The 15,827-nt window shown below is 53.5% G+C and carries 19 protein-coding genes; 12 read left to right on the top strand and 7 right to left on the bottom strand.

Annotated elements, in window-relative coordinates; genetic code table 11:
• Window positions 1-3 precede the first annotated feature (3 nt).
• Window positions 4-1,305 carry a murein hydrolase activator EnvC gene (envC, locus tag Q7C21_RS20265; RefSeq protein ID WP_003851287.1) on the bottom strand — a complete coding sequence of 434 codons (1,302 nt, stop codon included), beginning with the start codon at window positions 1,303-1,305 and terminating at the stop codon, window positions 4-6.
• A gap of 252 nt (window positions 1,306-1,557) precedes the next feature.
• On the opposite strand from envC, the gene Q7C21_RS20260 reads away from it, so the two are divergent.
• From Q7C21_RS20260 to cysE, 5 genes are all read left to right on the top strand, one after another.
• Window positions 1,558-1,989 (top strand): rhodanese-like domain-containing protein, encoded by a 432-nt coding sequence (locus Q7C21_RS20260; RefSeq protein WP_003851285.1) that lies wholly within the window; start codon window positions 1,558-1,560, stop codon window positions 1,987-1,989.
• 19 nt (window positions 1,990-2,008) lie between these two features.
• The gene (gene grxC / locus Q7C21_RS20255) at window positions 2,009-2,263 is read left to right on the top strand and encodes a glutaredoxin 3 (protein WP_008926942.1); all 255 of its coding nucleotides are present in this window, start codon (window positions 2,009-2,011) and stop codon (window positions 2,261-2,263) included.
• Window positions 2,264-2,301: 38 nt separating this feature from the next.
• The gene (gene secB / locus Q7C21_RS20250) at window positions 2,302-2,772 is read left to right on the top strand and encodes a protein-export chaperone SecB (protein WP_003851281.1); all 471 of its coding nucleotides are present in this window, start codon (window positions 2,302-2,304) and stop codon (window positions 2,770-2,772) included.
• Window positions 2,772-3,788 carry an NAD(P)H-dependent glycerol-3-phosphate dehydrogenase gene (gpsA, locus tag Q7C21_RS20245; RefSeq protein ID WP_003851280.1) on the top strand — a complete coding sequence of 339 codons (1,017 nt, stop codon included), beginning with the start codon at window positions 2,772-2,774 and terminating at the stop codon, window positions 3,786-3,788. The genes secB and gpsA overlap by 1 nt, the downstream gene beginning before the upstream one ends.
• 68 nt (window positions 3,789-3,856) lie before the next feature.
• Window positions 3,857-4,678, top strand: a complete 822-nt coding sequence (gene cysE, locus Q7C21_RS20240) for a serine O-acetyltransferase (RefSeq protein ID WP_003851279.1) — start codon at window positions 3,857-3,859, stop codon at window positions 4,676-4,678.
• On the opposite strand, the gene trmL is transcribed toward cysE, so the two are convergent.
• Genes trmL through cpxR form a run of 3 tightly spaced genes read right to left on the bottom strand, consistent with a single transcriptional unit; the run spans window position 4,675 to window position 7,255 of the window.
• On the bottom strand, window positions 4,675-5,148 hold the full coding sequence (trmL, locus tag Q7C21_RS20235; protein WP_154926968.1) for a tRNA (uridine(34)/cytosine(34)/5-carboxymethylaminomethyluridine(34)-2'-O)-methyltransferase TrmL: 474 nt from the start codon (window positions 5,146-5,148) through the stop codon (window positions 4,675-4,677). The two genes, cysE and trmL, sit on opposite strands and share 4 nt — an antisense overlap.
• 35 nt (window positions 5,149-5,183) lie before the next feature.
• Window positions 5,184-6,563 (bottom strand): envelope stress sensor histidine kinase CpxA, encoded by a 1,380-nt coding sequence (gene cpxA / locus Q7C21_RS20230; protein WP_003851276.1) that lies wholly within the window; start codon window positions 6,561-6,563, stop codon window positions 5,184-5,186.
• Entirely contained in the window at window positions 6,560-7,255 is a 696-nt protein-coding gene (cpxR, locus tag Q7C21_RS20225; protein WP_003851274.1) for an envelope stress response regulator transcription factor CpxR, read from the bottom strand. Before cpxR ends, cpxA begins: the two co-directional genes overlap by 4 nt.
• Window positions 7,256-7,403: 148 nt before the next feature.
• Here cpxR and cpxP point away from each other — a divergent pair, with 148 nt between their 5' ends.
• The 6 genes from cpxP (at window position 7,404) to Q7C21_RS20195 (ending at window position 12,909) form a co-directional block, all read left to right on the top strand.
• Entirely contained in the window at window positions 7,404-7,913 is a 510-nt protein-coding gene (cpxP, locus tag Q7C21_RS20220; RefSeq protein ID WP_003851271.1) for a cell-envelope stress modulator CpxP, read from the top strand.
• Between the two features lie 455 nt (window positions 7,914-8,368).
• Complete coding sequence (locus Q7C21_RS20215) at window positions 8,369-8,524, top strand: general stress protein (protein ID WP_003851267.1); 156 nt, start codon at window positions 8,369-8,371, stop codon at window positions 8,522-8,524.
• A gap of 243 nt (window positions 8,525-8,767) precedes the next feature.
• Complete coding sequence (fieF, locus tag Q7C21_RS20210; protein ID WP_003851265.1) at window positions 8,768-9,670, top strand: CDF family cation-efflux transporter FieF; 903 nt, start codon at window positions 8,768-8,770, stop codon at window positions 9,668-9,670.
• A gap of 207 nt (window positions 9,671-9,877) precedes the next feature.
• Window positions 9,878-10,840, top strand: coding sequence for a 6-phosphofructokinase (gene pfkA / locus Q7C21_RS20205; protein ID WP_003851263.1), 963 nt, complete (start codon window positions 9,878-9,880; stop codon window positions 10,838-10,840).
• A 144-nt stretch (window positions 10,841-10,984) separates the two neighbouring features.
• Window positions 10,985-11,974: a sulfate ABC transporter substrate-binding protein gene (locus Q7C21_RS20200; protein WP_003851261.1), complete on the top strand. Its 990-nt coding sequence runs from the start codon at window positions 10,985-10,987 to the stop codon at window positions 11,972-11,974.
• Window positions 11,975-12,135: 161 nt separating this feature from the next.
• Window positions 12,136-12,909, top strand: coding sequence for a CDP-diacylglycerol diphosphatase (locus Q7C21_RS20195; protein WP_003851260.1), 774 nt, complete (start codon window positions 12,136-12,138; stop codon window positions 12,907-12,909).
• Between the two features lie 28 nt (window positions 12,910-12,937).
• Here the strand turns inward: Q7C21_RS20195 and tpiA are convergent, their stop codons facing one another.
• Together tpiA and Q7C21_RS20185 are read right to left on the bottom strand one after the other, a co-directional pair.
• The gene (tpiA, locus tag Q7C21_RS20190) at window positions 12,938-13,705 is read right to left on the bottom strand and encodes a triose-phosphate isomerase (protein ID WP_003851259.1); all 768 of its coding nucleotides are present in this window, start codon (window positions 13,703-13,705) and stop codon (window positions 12,938-12,940) included.
• Between the two features lie 120 nt (window positions 13,706-13,825).
• Window positions 13,826-14,416: a DUF1454 family protein gene (locus tag Q7C21_RS20185; protein ID WP_003851254.1), complete on the bottom strand. Its 591-nt coding sequence runs from the start codon at window positions 14,414-14,416 to the stop codon at window positions 13,826-13,828.
• A 98-nt stretch (window positions 14,417-14,514) separates the two neighbouring features.
• Between Q7C21_RS20185 and Q7C21_RS20180 the strand changes: the two genes are divergently transcribed.
• The gene (locus Q7C21_RS20180; RefSeq protein ID WP_375151057.1) at window positions 14,515-14,949 is read left to right on the top strand and encodes a DUF805 domain-containing protein; all 435 of its coding nucleotides are present in this window, start codon (window positions 14,515-14,517) and stop codon (window positions 14,947-14,949) included.
• On the opposite strand, the gene fpr is transcribed toward Q7C21_RS20180, so the two are convergent.
• Window positions 14,940-15,686, bottom strand: a complete 747-nt coding sequence (fpr, locus tag Q7C21_RS20175; RefSeq protein WP_003851251.1) for a ferredoxin--NADP(+) reductase — start codon at window positions 15,684-15,686, stop codon at window positions 14,940-14,942. The genes Q7C21_RS20180 and fpr overlap by 10 nt on opposite strands.
• Window positions 15,687-15,827 lie beyond the last annotated feature (141 nt).

The raw sequence follows: 15,827 nt of genomic DNA, 5'->3' as shown, positions 1-15,827 counted from the left end.
AACTTATTTTCCTAACCACGGGAGTGGATTGACGGCCTGTCCCTGACGTCGGATTTCAAAATAGAGCGATGGGGTACCGCGGCCACCACTGGTGCCCACCAGTGCAATAGGCTGTCCTGCCTTCACCTGCGTACCCACGCTCACCAGCGCACTTTGGTTGTAGCCATACAGACTCATATCACCTTTACCGTGTTCCAGCACCACCACCAGACCGTAGCCCTGTAACCAGTCGGCCATCAGCACACGGCCATCGGCGATAGCTTTCACCTCGGTACCTTCCCGCGCATCAATTACCAGGCCTTTCCAGCGAAGTTCACCCTGTAGTTGTTCACCAAAGCGATGTTCAATGCGTCCGCGAACCGGCCACAACGCCTGACCGCCCGCACGACCGAGCCCACCAGTACGCGCCACCAGTTCGCGTTCGCTCTGGGTCGGCTGATAGCTGGAGCCTTTGGCTTTCGCCTGCGCCTGACGCTGACGCACTTTTTCAGCCTCACGCGCTTCGCGGGCTGCACGCTCGCGCGCCTCACGTTCCGCCCGGGCGATTTTATCCTGCAGACGGCTTTCATTCTGGCGCATCTCGACCAGATCGGCCTGATCTTTTTCCAGCGCGCTTTCCAGCGACGTCAGGGTTTTTTTACGTGCTTCGCTCGCCTGTTGCAGCTTCTGCTGCTGGCCCTGCTGCTGTGCCAGTAAGTCTTTCTGCTGCTGTTGCTTTTGCTCAAGTGTGACGCGTTGCTGATTTAAGTCCTGACGCGTCTTTTGCAGCGATTCAATGCTTTTCTGGCGGGCAGCATTCATATAACCAAAATAGGCCAGAATACGCTCACTGCGCTGGCTCTCTTCACCGCCCATCAAAAGCTGTACTCCGTTGTGCTTACCCTGACGAAACGCCGCATCAAGCTGCTCGGATAACAGGCTTTCCTGTTGAGTTTGCTGTTTTTCAAGACGGGCGATGGAGGTGGTGAGCTGTTTGATCTCACTATTCAGGGCGCTGAGGCTATTGCGGGTGTCACGCAGCTGACGGCTTGCCTGCGCGATGATTTTTTCCTGGCTTTGCAGCTGATCCAGTAATTTGCTGCGTTGCACCTTCTGCGCTTTGACGCTTTTCTCTTTCTCAGCAATGTTTTGCTGAATGGACTGCAGCTGAGATTTGCTGTCTTCTGCACTTTGGGCTGCGGCAGGCAATAACAGTGCCCCCGCACAAAGCAGGCTAAGGGAGAGGCTGGACAGGTGTATGAACAACGGCAGGTTATCGCCGTTGCGACGGGTCCTTGTGTGCGAAACGGTTGTTTTTCCCTTCATAGGCCAATGATTATTCCACGATGAACCGCCGCTTACCAGTGCTCCCCACTGGCATTTGCTTTTCCAGTTATGTCTACTTTCGCAATGACATACATTAAGCCTTACGCCATTTTTGCTATTCAGCCACTTTTTTTGGAAAATGGCGCACAAATCGATACTCTGGCCGCATAGCATCTGTACATGCGAAGTGGCGCAGGTATACTCAGAACCCTTGTTTTAGCTTATTAGCCCGGTCTGGAGTCGTTACCCCTCATGCAAGAAATTATGCAGTTTGCAAGCAATCACCCCATCCTGAGTCTGGCATGGGTCGTTTTACTCGTTCTGGTGATTGTGACTACCGTTAAAGGAATGTTCTCTAAGGTAAAAACGATCAGCCGCGGTGAAGCAACCCGCCTGATTAACAAAGAGGACGCGGTAGTGGTAGACGTGCGTTCGCGCGACGATTTCCGCAGAGGGCATATTTCAGGCGCTGTAAATGTGGCAGCCGCTGAGATTAAAAAAGGCAACATCGACGAACTGGCAAAGCACAAAGCACAGCCCATAATTGTGGTATGTGCAACCGGACAAAGCGCGGGTGATTCTGCTGCGCACCTTAGCGCTGCAGGCTTTGAGCAGGTTTCAGTGCTGAAAGATGGTATCAGTGGCTGGAGTGGTGAAAATCTGCCATTAGTCCGCGGTAAATAATCATACAGAGGTGTTGATCATGGCAAATGTTGAAATGTATACCAAGGCCACCTGTCCTTACTGCCATCGGGCGAAGGCGCTGTTAACGCAAAAAGGCGTATCGTTTCAGGAGATCCCTATTGATGGGGACATGGCGAAACGCGAAGAGATGATCAAGCGTAGCGGCCGTACCACCGTGCCTCAGATTTTTATTGATGCGCAGCACATTGGCGGCTGCGATGACTTATTCGCACTCGATAATCGCGAAGGTTTAGATCCCTTACTGCAGGCGTAATTTTACGCCGGACAATCTCATACATAGGATTTGGTCACATGTCAGAACATAACTCGAACGAAATGCAATTCCAGATTCAGCGCGTCTTCACCAAAGACATCTCTTTTGAAGCGCCTAATGCCCCGCAGGTTTTCCAGAAAGAGTGGGAACCGGACGTTAAACTGGATCTGGACACTGCATCTTCTCAGCTGGCTGACGAAGTTTACGAAGTGGTACTTCGTGTGACTGTAACCGCGACTGTGGGCGAAGAGACGGCTTTCCTGTGTGAAGTTCAGCAGGCCGGTATCTTCACCATCAGCGGTATCGAAGGAACGCAGATGGCACATTGCCTGGGTGCATACTGCCCGAACATTCTGTTCCCGTACGCTCGCGAATGCATTACCAGCCTGGTATCCCGTGGTACCTTCCCGCAGCTGAACCTGGCACCGGTTAACTTTGATGCGCTGTTCATGAACTATCTGCAGCAGCAGCAAGGTGAAGAAGGTGCTGAACCACATCAGGATGCCTGATGGAAACTCACGCTTCGATTAGCGTCATCGGTGCCGGTTCTTACGGCACCGCTTTGGCGATTACGCTGGCCCGTAACGGCCATCCGGTGCTGTTGTGGGGACATAACCCGACGCATCTGGCTCAACTTCAGAATGACCGCTGTAACACCGCTTTCCTGCCCGATGTGCCGTTTCCCGACAATCTTTCCCTTGAATCTGATCTGACCAAAGCTATTGCTGCCAGCCGCGACTTATTGATCGTGGTGCCGAGTCATGTCTTTGGCGATGTGCTGCAGCAGATCAAGCCTCATCTGCGACCAGACTCACGCATTGTCTGGGCGACTAAAGGGCTGGAAAAAGAGACGGGTCGTCTGCTGCAGGATGTGGCGCGTGAAATTGTCGGCGATACTATTCCGCTGGCCGTCATCTCCGGACCCACTTTTGCGAAAGAACTGGCAGCCGGATTACCGACCGCCATCGCGCTGGCCGCAACGGATGCGCAGTTTGCAGACGACCTGCAGCAGAAACTGCACTGCGGTAAGAGCTTCCGTGTTTATAACAACCCTGACTTTATTGGCGTACAGCTCGGCGGCGCAGTAAAAAACGTGATTGCTATCGGAGCCGGAATCTCCGACGGAATAGGTTTTGGCGCGAATGCGCGTACCGCACTGATCACCCGCGGTCTGACTGAAATGAGCCGGTTAGGTGCAGCGCTGGGTGCCGATCCCACGACGTTTATGGGCATGGCCGGTCTGGGCGATCTGGTACTGACCTGTACTGATAATCAGTCGCGTAACCGCCGTTTTGGCATGATGCTGGGCCAGGGCGAGGATGTAGATAGCGCACAACGCATTATCGGACAAGTTGTAGAAGGCTATAGAAACACCAAAGAAGTCAAGGCATTGGCTGCGCGGCTGGGTGTGGAAATGCCGATTACCGAGCAGATTTATCAGGTGCTGTATTGCGAAAAACCGGCGAGAGATGCAGCATTGAGCTTGCTGGGACGCACAAGGAAGGACGAAAACAGCACTGGCTAACGCAGGACGCGTAGCATCATTACCTGCAGCGCCCATTCAGGCGCTTTTTTTATCGGGAGAAAGCAGCAATGTCGTCTGATGAGTTAGAACTGGTCTGGAACAATATCAAAGCAGAAGCGCGTGCCCTGGCTGATTGTGAGCCGATGCTTGCCAGCTTCTTCCACGCGACATTGCTAAAACATGAAAATCTAGGTAGCGCACTGAGTTATATGCTGGCCAACAAGCTGGCTAACCCGATTATGCCCGCCATCGCCATTCGTGAAATCGTTGAAGAAGCCTATCGTGAAGATCCGTCGATGATTATGTCAGCGGCTTACGATATTCAGGCTGTGCGTCAGCGCGACCCGGCAGTGGATAAATACTCTACGCCGCTGCTCTACCTTAAAGGTTTTCACGCCTTACAGGCCTACCGCATTGGCCACTGGCTGTGGAATGAAGGCCGACGCGCACTGGCGGTTTACCTGCAGAACGAAATCTCTGTCTCCTTTGCCGTCGATATTCACCCCGCCGCCCATATTGGCCACGGCATTATGCTCGACCATGCCACAGGCATAGTGATTGGTGAAACCGCCGTGGTGGAAAATGATGTTTCGATTCTGCAATCGGTGACGCTGGGCGGTACCGGCAAAACCAGTGGAGACCGTCATCCGAAAATCCGTGAAGGGGTGATGATTGGTGCCGGCGCGAAAGTCCTTGGCAATATTGAAGTCGGCAAGGGAGCAAAAATCGGTGCCGGTTCCGTGGTGTTACAGCCCGTGCCGCCGCACACCACTGCCGCAGGCGTTCCCGCGCGTATCGTCGGTAAGCCAGGCAGTGAGAAGCCGTCGATGGATATGGATCAGCACTTCAATGGCAGCCTGGCCGGTTTTCAGTTTGGCGACGGCATCTAGTCTTTGATCAGCGCGCCCGCGTAATCAAGCTGGCGCCACGCTTCATAAACCACAACCGATACAGCATTCGACAAATTCATACTCCGGCTTTCTGCTCTCATCGGGATGCGGATTTTTTGCTGCGCCGGTAACGCGGCCAGGATCTCGGCAGGCAATCCGCGGCTCTCCGGCCCAAACAGCAGATAATCGCCCGCCTGATAGGCGACGGCGCTGTGTGCAGGCGTCCCTTTGGTCGTCAGTGCAAACAGACGCTCAGGCGACTCAGTGGCGATAAACGCCTGATATTCAGCATGGAATTTGATGGCGGTAAATTCGTGATAATCCAGCCCGGCGCGACGTAAGCGCTTGTCATCCCAGGCAAAGCCGAGCGGCTGAATCAAATGAAGCTGAAAGCCCGTATTGGCGCAAAGGCGGATGATATTGCCGGTATTCGGCGGAATTTCTGGTTCAAACAAGACAATGTTAAGCATAAGGCCCCCGATGACAGGGGCCGAAGCATAACAAATTATTGACGGCCGGAGGAGTAGAGCGGCAACCAGAGGGTCAGACGCAAACCGCCTAATGGACTGTCATCGGCTTTAACCCAGCCGCGATGTTGCTGCACGGCCGTTTCGACAATTGCCAGGCCAAGACCGGTGCCGCCTGATTCGCGATCGCGCGCTTCATCGGTTCGATAGAAAGGACGGAAAATCTGTTCACGATCTTCCGGACTCACGCCAGGACCATCATCATCGACGTGGACCGTGATACCGGAAATATCAACGGAGAAGCTGACGCTGATGTGCGTGTGTGAATAGCGCAGCGCATTGCGCACAATATTTTCCAGCGCACTCTCCAGCGCATGAGGGTTCCCATAAAGCGGCCACGGGCCTGGCGGATAGGGGATATCCATCTTCTTGCCCATCTGCTCAGCTTCGAAACGGGCATCTTCCAGCACCCCATTCCACAATTGATTTGCCTTCATTGCTTCGCTGACCAGCGCATTTTTATGCTGAGTGCGGGAGAGCACCAACAGATCGTTAATCATGCCATCGAGACGCTGTGCTTCCATCTCAATGCGGCCCAGCTCTTTACCTTCACCCTGACGTCGACGCAGCAGGGCGGTAGCCAGTTGCAGGCGGGTCAGTGGGGTGCGAAGTTCATGACTGATATCCGATAACAGACGTTGCTGACCGGTCATCATCCGTTCCAGCGCACTGACCATCTGGTTAAAGCTGGAACCCGCAGCCAGAAACTCCTGCGGACCCGACTCCAGTTCCGGATGCTGACGTAGATTCCCGCTTGCGACTTCGTCAGCAGCATATTTCAGCTTACGTGCCGGACGTGCCAGGCTCCAGGCCAGCCACAGCAGCAGCGGTGAGCTGATGAGCATGGTGACGATAAGCAGCAGCAACGGACGGTCAAACAGCAGATTGACGAAGTCGAGCTGAGAGCTATTGGCGGGACGGATCATGTAAAGCTGGTAGTTATCTTCGCCATCGCGAACGGCAAAAGGCCCTACCAGCTCAACGCGACCATATTTCTTCTTCTGAGGATGATCGGCATTGTCAGACTGGCCGATAAAATTGCGGATAACCTGCATTTCATTATGTTGCGCGCCAATCACCCGACCTTCACTGGTTACTAACAGCAGCCGCTGACCCGGCGGTGCCCATTTTTCCACGGCACGAAACAGACGACGCCACCACATCAGATCGTTAGGGGGATCCTGTGACAGCTCTGCTTCAACGTGTTGCTCAATCATGATGCCCTGCCGCTGTTCACTTTCCAGCAGCGAGGTCATCTGTCGTGAATCGAGCTTGGGAACCATCAACACCAGCATCAACACCAGCGCCAGCGTCAACCAGAAGATGGCGAAGATACGGGTGGTCAGACTTCCAATCATGATGCGGAAACCATCAGGTAGCCACGGCCACGTAAGGTTTTAAACCAGGGATGACCATCACGGCGCTCAGGCAGCTTGCGACGCAGATTCGAGATATGCATATCAATGGCACGGTCAAAAGGTGTCAGGCGTTTGCCCAGCACTTCCTGGCTCAGATGTTCACGCGACACGACCTGGCCCAGGTGCTGCGCCAGCAGATAGAGCAGGGTGAATTCTGTGCCGGTCAAATCCAGCGTAACGTCATCAAAACTGGCCTCCTGACGGCCGGGATTGAGTCTCAGACAGTCCACTTCCAGTGTGGGCGAGCTGTTGTCGTGTTGCTGCTGTTCACTCCAGTTAGAACGCCGCAAAATAGCGCGGATACGCGCCACCAGCTCGCGATCGTTAAACGGCTTAGGCAGATAGTCATCTGCGCCCAGTTCGAGGCCCAGAACACGATCCAGCTCGCTGCCGCGCGCCGTTAGCATGATGACGGGGGTTTGATGTTGCTGACGCAGTTCTTTCAGAGTGTCGATACCGTTTTTCTTCGGCATCATGACATCCAGTAAAAGCAAATCAATCGAGTTATCGATCAGGTTCAGCGCTTGTTCACCATCACTGGCGACGACCACTTCAAACCCTTCCATTTCTAACAGTTCTTTCAAAAGCGAAGTTAATTCGCGGTCGTCATCTACCAACAGGATTTTATTCATTTTTGTAGCCCTCCGCAGGCAAAATACCGTGTTCCTGGCGCACCTATCCATCGCTTTACGTAGTTTTACACCCCCTGACGGATGTTTGCAGCTGTCGCCGTACACTGGCTCTCGTTGAATCGCAAAACGGAACGAACTGGAGTATACGATGCGCAAATTAACCGCCGTCGTCCTTGCCTCAGCGATGGCTCTGAGTGTCGCCAGCGCAGATGCTAAAGATGCGACGACGATTGACGAGATGCATCATGGCGGATTGCCGACAGGCAGTATGACGCAAAATCCGCAAAGCCACATGTTCGACGGCATCGAGCTGACTGAAGAACAGCGTCAGCAGATGCGAGACCTTATGCAACAGGCAAGACATGATCGCCCGGTCGTTCATATTGACGATATCGCTGCATTACACGAATTAGTGACTGCAGACCAGTTTAACGAAGCGGCCATTCGCCAAAAGGCGGAAGTCATCGCCAGAGTTCAGGTTGAACAACAGGTCGAGATGGCGCGCGTACAGAATCAAATGTTTCAACTGCTAACGCCGGCCCAGCAGTCCGCGTTACAGAAAAATTATCAGCGGCGACTTAACGAGCTGCGACAGTTTTCGAATTTGCAGTCAGCTTCATCGCTGCAGGCAGTGAGTAGTACCAGCAGTAACCAGTAATATAGTATCCCTGTTTTCCTTGCCATAGACACATCCCTGTCTTCCCCCACCATGATGGTGGGGGTTTTTTTTTATCTTTTTTTCACTTTTTTTATTTTGACAGGAATCATCACCGCACAACAAAACCCCCGTTTTATTAGCGCTTGTCGGGAATTTGTTGGGAAGAATCGCTGATTTCTTAATATCTGGAACACGCTGTAAATTTAAGCGAGCCGGTGAGCATTTTTTCATCATGAAAATATCATAACTTACTGAAACTAAATGAATTGCAGACAAGTCATTAACATTTTAATCATATTTTTCAGTGAGATACATTCCCCGCGTTACGCTTGCTGGTTCAGTCACACCTTCTACACTAAATCCTGTCACTGCAGGGAAGTTAAGTGTCTTTGCGAAGTCTCAGGGAGCAACAACCACATTATGTAGTCCTGATAAATCTATTAACGGAGTAAGTTATGGCAGAGCATCGTGGTGGTTCAGGTAATTTCGCAGATAATCCGCAAAAAGCGTCTGAAGCTGGCAAAAAAGGCGGACAGAACAGCGGCGGCGGAAATTTCAAAAACGATCGTGAAAAAGCATCTGAAGCCGGGAAAAAAGGCGGCAAAAAGTAGTCGCCGACACGTTCCTGGAATTAGCCCGCGGCTGAAAGTAGCCAGGCAATGATGTGTATAACACTTCGCCCCGTCCTTCCCAGGCCGGGGCTTGTTTTTTGTACCTGCTTATTCCTGTCGCGATTTCAAAACAGCCTTCTTCATCGAATGACCTCCTAAGCACAGCCCGCCTCCCGGTGTTAAACTTCAGCCATTCATCTATTTAAGTGTGCATCTTCACTGATGCTGCATAGGGAATCTGGCATGCAACACTCTTATGGCCGACTGGTAAAGCGTGCTGCGCTCGCGGCCACCATTCTTGCGTCTGTGCTGTTACTCGTGAAAATTTTTGCCTGGTGGTACACCGGTTCAGTGAGTTTGCTGGCTTCACTGGTGGACTCGCTGGTGGATATCGCTGCATCGCTAACCAACCTGCTGGTGGTGCGCTATGCGCTGCAGCCTGCTGATGAAAATCACACGTTCGGGCACGGCAAAGCGGAGTCGCTGGCGGCGCTGGCACAAAGTATGTTTATCTCCGGCTCGGCACTGTTTCTGTTTCTGACCGGCCTGCAGCATCTTGCCTCCCCCAGCGAGATGCGGGCGCCGGGTGTTGGTATTGTAGTAACCATTGTGGCACTGAGCTCAACGCTGGTACTGGTTGCCTTTCAGCGCTGGGTAGTGCGTAAAACCCGCAGTCAGGCCATTCGGGCTGACATGCTGCACTATCAATCCGACGTCATCATGAATGGCGCCATACTGATTGCGCTGGTGCTGAGCAGCTATGGCGTTGTACGGGCGGATGCCCTGTTTGCGCTGGGGATTGGTGTTTTCATTCTTTATAGCGCATTGCGGATGGGCTACGAAGCCGTACAGTCATTGCTGGATCGCGCATTGCCGGAAAATGAACGGCAGCAAATCCTGACGCTTGCGACAAACTGGCCGCAGGTGCAGGGCGTACATGATCTGCGAACCCGGCAGTCCGGCCCGACCAAATTTATTCAGCTTCATCTGGAACTGGAAGATCAGCTGCCACTGGTTCAGGCGCATCGGGTTGCCGACCAGGTTGAGAAAGCATTACGCAAAGAATTTCCCGGGTCTGACGTAATTATCCATCAGGATCCCTGTTCTGTGGTACCGTCTGAGACCAGGGACTCTTTAGGTTTTTAACGTAAATGAATCAAATCGATACGGAAGGGATGACGTAGCGCTAACTTTGCTGCAAAAAATAGTGAAAAGTTGTCTGACCTGAATCAATTCAGCAGCAAGCCTTTGATATACTATCTGCCATCACATGTCGCGCTAATCGTGAAATGATCTTCTGCAGCGATCGACAGGCAGGATTAACCCTTAGTTTTGAACAATCCAGAGGTTGTCATGATCAAAAAAATTGGTGTATTAACCAGCGGCGGTGACGCCCCAGGCATGAACGCAGCTATTCGTGGAGTGGTACGTTCCGCGCTGAGTGAAGGACTGGAAGTTTTTGGGATCTATGATGGCTATCTGGGATTGTACGAAGATCGCATGATCAATCTTGATCGCTACAGCGTCTCCGACATGATTAACCGCGGTGGCACTTTCCTGGGCTCAGCGCGTTTCCCCGAGTTCCGTAATGAAGATGTGCGCCAGGTTGCCATTGAGAACATGAAAAAGCGCGGCATCGATGCACTGGTGGTGATTGGTGGTGACGGATCTTACATGGGTGCTAAGCGCCTGACTGAAATGGGCTTCCCCTGCATTGGTTTGCCAGGCACCATCGATAACGATGTGGCCGGAACGGATTACACCATCGGTTATTTCACTGCACTGGAAACCGTGGTTGAAGCGATTGACCGTCTGCGCGACACCTCTTCCTCGCATCAGCGTATCTCGATTGTTGAAGTGATGGGCCGCTACTGTGGCGATCTGACCCTGGCGGCGGCGATTGCCGGTGGCTGCGAGTTCATCGTCCTGCCAGAATTCCCGTACACCCGCGAAGAGCTGGTAGCGGAAATCAAAGCAGGCATCGCCAAAGGTAAAAAGCACGCTATCGTGGCGATTACTGAGCACATCTGCGATATCGACGACCTGGCGCGTTTCATTGAAACAGAAACCAAACGTGAAACCCGTTCGACCGTACTGGGTCATATTCAGCGTGGCGGTGCACCTTGTGCTTATGACCGTATACTGGCGTCACGCATGGGCGCTTACTCCATTGAACTGCTGATGCAGGGTTACGGTGGCCGTTGCGTGGGTATTCAGAATGAGAAGATGGTGCATCACGACATCGTCGACGCGATTGAAAACATGAAGCGTCCGTTCAAGCGCGACTGGCTCGACACGGCGAAAAAGCTCTACTGATTCTTCTGCGGGGGTGTGCTGCACAGCATGCCCCGGCATATCCCCGCTATATTCCCCCCGGTTATAACAGCTTATTTTTAATTCTTTTAGCTCTGTAATGGTTTATGTCACGCTTAGCCCATAACGACATTGGGAGAGTGCGTAATGAACAAGTGGAGTATCGGCGTTACCCTGTTGCTGGCCTCAACCAGCGTTCTGGCGAAAGACATTCAGCTGTTAAACGTTTCCTACGATCCAACCCGTGAGCTGTACGAACAGTACAACAAAGCGTTCAGTGCGCACTACAAACAGGAAACCGGCGATAATGTCGTGGTCCGTCAGTCGCACGGTGGCTCCGGCAAGCAGGCAACTTCAGTGATTAACGGCATCCGTGCGGATGTGGTTACGCTGGCGTTGCAATCGGATGTCGATGCTATTGCAGAACGCGGTCGTATTGATAAGAACTGGATTCAGCGTCTGCCAGACAACTCCGCGCCTTACACCTCCACCATTGTCTTCCTGGTCCGCAAAGATAATCCCAAGGGCATTCACGACTGGAGCGACCTGACTAAACCCGGTGTGTCTGTGATTACCCCTAACCCGAAAACCTCTGGCGGCGCACGCTGGAACTATCTGGCGGCCTGGGGCTGGGCGCTGGATCATAACAACGGCGATCAGGCCAAAGCGCTGGCGTATGTCAGAGCGCTGTTTAAAAACGTTGAGGTGCAGGATTCCGGTGCACGCGGCGCAACTAACACCTTCGTTGAACGCGGGATTGGTGATGTGCTGATTGCCTGGGAAAACGAAGCTTATCTGGCGGTTAACAAATTGGGTAAAGACAAGTTCGAGATTGTCACCCCGAGCGAATCGATTCTGGCTGAACCCACCGTGTCCGTGGTCGATAAAGTGGTAGATGAAAAGGGAACGCGCAAAGTCGCAGACGCCTATCTGAAATACCTCTACTCGCCAGAAGGTCAGACTATCGCTGCGCAGAACTACTATCGTCCGCGTGATGCTGAAATCGCGAAGAAATTTGCCAGCCAGTTTGCGCCGGTGAAGCTGTTTACAATCAAGGACAAATTTGGTGGCTGGGCAGAGGCTCAGAAAGCGCACTTCGCCGATGGCGGCAGCTATGACCAGGTCATGAAACCGTAATACGTTGCGGTCAGCGCTCCCTGCGCTGACCGCTCACCCGCAACAATCCCACCTTTCTCTTTTCTCTGCCCGGCTGCTGACTGATCTGCCCGAATTCCCCGTGACATTTTTTCCCCGCCAGGCGAGGATGCAGGCTGCTAAACCATTCAGGAAGCGTTGTTATGCCGACACATCGTCGTGCAACCAGTCTGGTTGCGGTTCTGCTGGTGCTGGTCATTGCGGGGATACTGGTTGCCGCACTGCATTTCAAAAAGAACAGTGATGCGCTGTGGCAGATTGTCAGCGAGAAATGTGTGCCTCATCAGCAGAGCAGCGGAGACCCGGCACCCTGTCAGCGTGTCGATCAGCAGCATCGCTATGCCATGCTGAAAGATATGAATGGGCCGTTGCAGTATCTGCTGATCCCGCTCGACAAAATCACCGGCATCGAAAGCCCACGGTTACTGCAACCTGCTACGCCCAACTACTTTGCCCTTGCCTGGCATGAACGCTCTCTGCTTGCAGAGCGACGCGGCTCTCCCATTGATGATCGGGTTCTTTCACTGGCGATCAATTCACAGTATGGCCGTACGCAGAATCAACTCCATATTCATCTCTCCTGTCTGCGACCCGATGTGCGTCAGCAGCTGGATCGGCTGACGCCGCAGCTTAGCGGTCAGTGGCAGGACATTACGCTGCGTAAGCACCGCTACTGGCTGCGAGCTCTGACGCCAGATGAACTGACTCAGCAGAGTGCCTTTATCCGGCTGGCCGATGAGCGGCCAGAGGCGCGCACAGAGATGGGGAAATATGGTCTGGCACTGGCGGAATTAAGCGATGGGCGACTGGTGCTGATGGCGATAGAGCGGAACTGGCTGCTGCTGAACAGGGGTTCGGCGGAGGAAGTGCAGGATCACGCCTGTGAGCTGATTGCGCCCATAAAAAAGGCGGCTTAAGCGCCGCCCTTGACCGGAATGCTAATGCTTAGGCGCTTTTTGCCGCCGCCGCTGCTTTAACGATTACCGCGAAAGCATCTGCTTTCAGTGACGCACCGCCAACCAGCGCGCCATCGATATCAGGCTGGGTGAACAGCTCAGCAGCATTCTTGTCGTTCACTGAGCCGCCATACTGAATGATGACCTGTTCTGCGATAGCCGCATCTTTCTTCGCAATATGATCACGAATGAATTTGTGCACGGCCTGTGCCTGAGCAGGGGTCGCAGATTTGCCGGTACCGATGGCCCAGACGGGCTCATACGCGATAACCGCATCTTTAAACGCTTCGGCGCCCTGCGTTTCCAGAACGGCATCCAGCTGACGAGCGCAGACTTCTTCAGTTTTACCCGCTTCGTTTTCCGCTTCGGTTTCACCAATGCACAGCACAGGAACCAGGCCCACTGACTTCAGCACCGCATATTTCTTCGCGATGAACTCGTCGCTCTCTTTGTGATAAGTGCGGCGTTCTGAGTGACCGATGATGATATATTTCGCGCCGATATCTTTCAGCATCTCTGCGGAAACTTCACCGGTAAACGCGCCAGACAGGTTAACGTCCACGTTCTGCGCACCCAGTGCGATGTGGCTACCGGAGATGGCATGTTTTGCCTGCTCGAGATAGAGCGCTGGCGGTGCAATGGCCACGCCACAACCGTCAACGCCAGAGAGTTCCTTGCGCAGACCCGCGATCAGTTCAGCAGTGAGTTGCTTGCTGCCATTCAACTTCCAGTTACCCATAACCAGTGGATGTCGCATTCTATCCTCCGCATAACGCGATACATGAAAAATCGCTGCCAGCTGGCAGCGTTGTCTGCGAAACAGTATAGAGATCAAATGTAGCGATGGCTTTGCTTTTCGTCATTTTCAGCGACATCTTCAGGGGGGAGCGAGCGCAAGTTTTACCGGCTCGACAGCGAAGGTTAGCCCCTTGTCGCCGTTATCAGCGACCACAAAGCGAAGCGCGCCATCGACCTGCGCAAAGTAAGGCAAATCCTTGCCCTCCTTCAGTAAGCTCTCCAGCTTTTTGCGTCCCTCGTCTGCACCTAATCCCGGTACAAAGAAGCGCAGCATAGCGGTCATGTAGGCCATGGCTTTTTGCTCAGAGGCGTTCTGATCCGGGCCAGGCAGTGGCAGCCAGGTGATCTGCAGCGTCTTGATTTTGCCGGTACCGGGCTCCAGCGCGGTAGACGCATAGAGCGTCTCGTTAATTTTGCTGGCAGCACGCGTCAGGTTACTTTTGTCGCCCCGATTATCAATGGCGCGATATTCCGGCAGCATCAGCGTCGCATTAGCCAGATTATACTTTTCGCGAAACTGGCCGATAGTCATATCAAAGGTGGGAGCACCCGCCAGCAGGTAGGGCGCGGTGGGTAATGCATCGGGCCGTTCCTGCGGTGGCGGATCGGCGGCAAAGACCGGAACCGTCAGCGCAAACGATAACAGCAGTGCGCCAGGCAAATTCTTCATTTTGTCGATCCTAACCCGTAAACTCAGGCGCAAATTAAAACGGTTTTTATCCGCGAGGTCAAAAGCGCGGCGGTTCTTTTCTCTCTGGATGATAATGCATGACGTTACAACAATGGTGTTTTTCCTGGCGTGGCAGGCTGGGACGACGTGATTTCTGGATCTGGCAGTCAGTCTGGTTGCTGACAACGACACTGTTATTTACCCTGGCAGCAAACGACTGGGTTGATACCCAGATGGCGGCTTTTGGCGTGGTCTGCCTGCTGTGGCCCGCCAGCGCGGTCATTGTAAAACGTCTGCACGATCGTAATCGTCCCGGCTACTGGGGATTTCTGGTGATAGTGGCCTGGCTGCTGGTGGCGGGAAACTGGAGCATGCTGGGCGGCATTCTGCCCTGGCTGCTGGGTCGCGCCATTCCCTTTGTGTTGTTCGCTGGCCTGCTGCTCGAACTCGGCGTTTTTCGCGGCACCCCCGGCGCTAACCGGTTTGGTACCGCGACGCAGCCGGTGCGATACCGGCAACTGGCTCACCAGTAATGTTCGCTGGTGATATGGCCCGGCTTGCGCTTCAGGTGTTTACGCATTTCGCGCGTCTCTTTCAGTAATTGCTGGGTGTCGCGCACCATCTGCGGGTTGCCGCACAGCATCACATGGCTGCTGTCGGCATCCAGCGTTAATCCGGTGGCACGCTCCAGCTCGCCATTTTCGATCAGCGCCGGAACCCGGCCCGTCAGCGAACCGGGGATCGTTTCGCGGCTCACCACCGTCTGGATGTGCAGCTTGCCCTGATAACGCTGTTGCAGCTGCTGCATCAGTGGCAGAAAGCTCAGGTCGTCCGCATAGCGTGCGGCATGGACCAGCACGATGTTTTCAAAGCGATCCAGTCCTTCGCCCTGCTGAAGCATAGAAAGGTAAGGGCCAATAGCGGTGCCGGTTGCCAGCATCCATAATGTTCTGCACGCCGGAACTTCATCAAGCACAAAGAATCCTGCGGCTTCTTTCGTGACCATCACCTGATCGCCAGGCTGAAGGGCCTGCAGATGCGGACTCAGCTTGCCATCGGGCACGGTAACCAGGTAAAACTCCAGCAGGTCATCCTTTGGCGCATTGACGAAAGAGTAAGCGCGCTGCACCCGCTCGCCGTCAATTTCCAGAGCCAGTTTGGCAAATTGCCCCGCGATAAAGGGATCGATGGGCGCTGTTACCCGCAGACTGAACAGCGCATCCGTCCAGTTTTTCACTTCCTTTACTTCAGCATTGACCCACTCAGCCATAATCACTCCCTGGTTGTTGATTATTCCGGCAGGTTTCTATTTTCGCGGCTGCCCGATGAGATTGCCAGCTTGTGGCCAGGCAAAGGCTCTAATCGACAAACTGTTGCTTTGTCTTTACAGGCTGGTGCATAAACTTGACAG

Origin of the sequence: Pantoea sp. ANP04 (assembly GCF_041982285.1) — a bacterium.
Taxonomy (GTDB): Bacteria; Pseudomonadota; Gammaproteobacteria; order Enterobacterales; family Enterobacteriaceae; genus Pantoea; species Pantoea eucalypti.
This window is presented reverse-complemented; position numbering and strand designations above follow the sequence as displayed.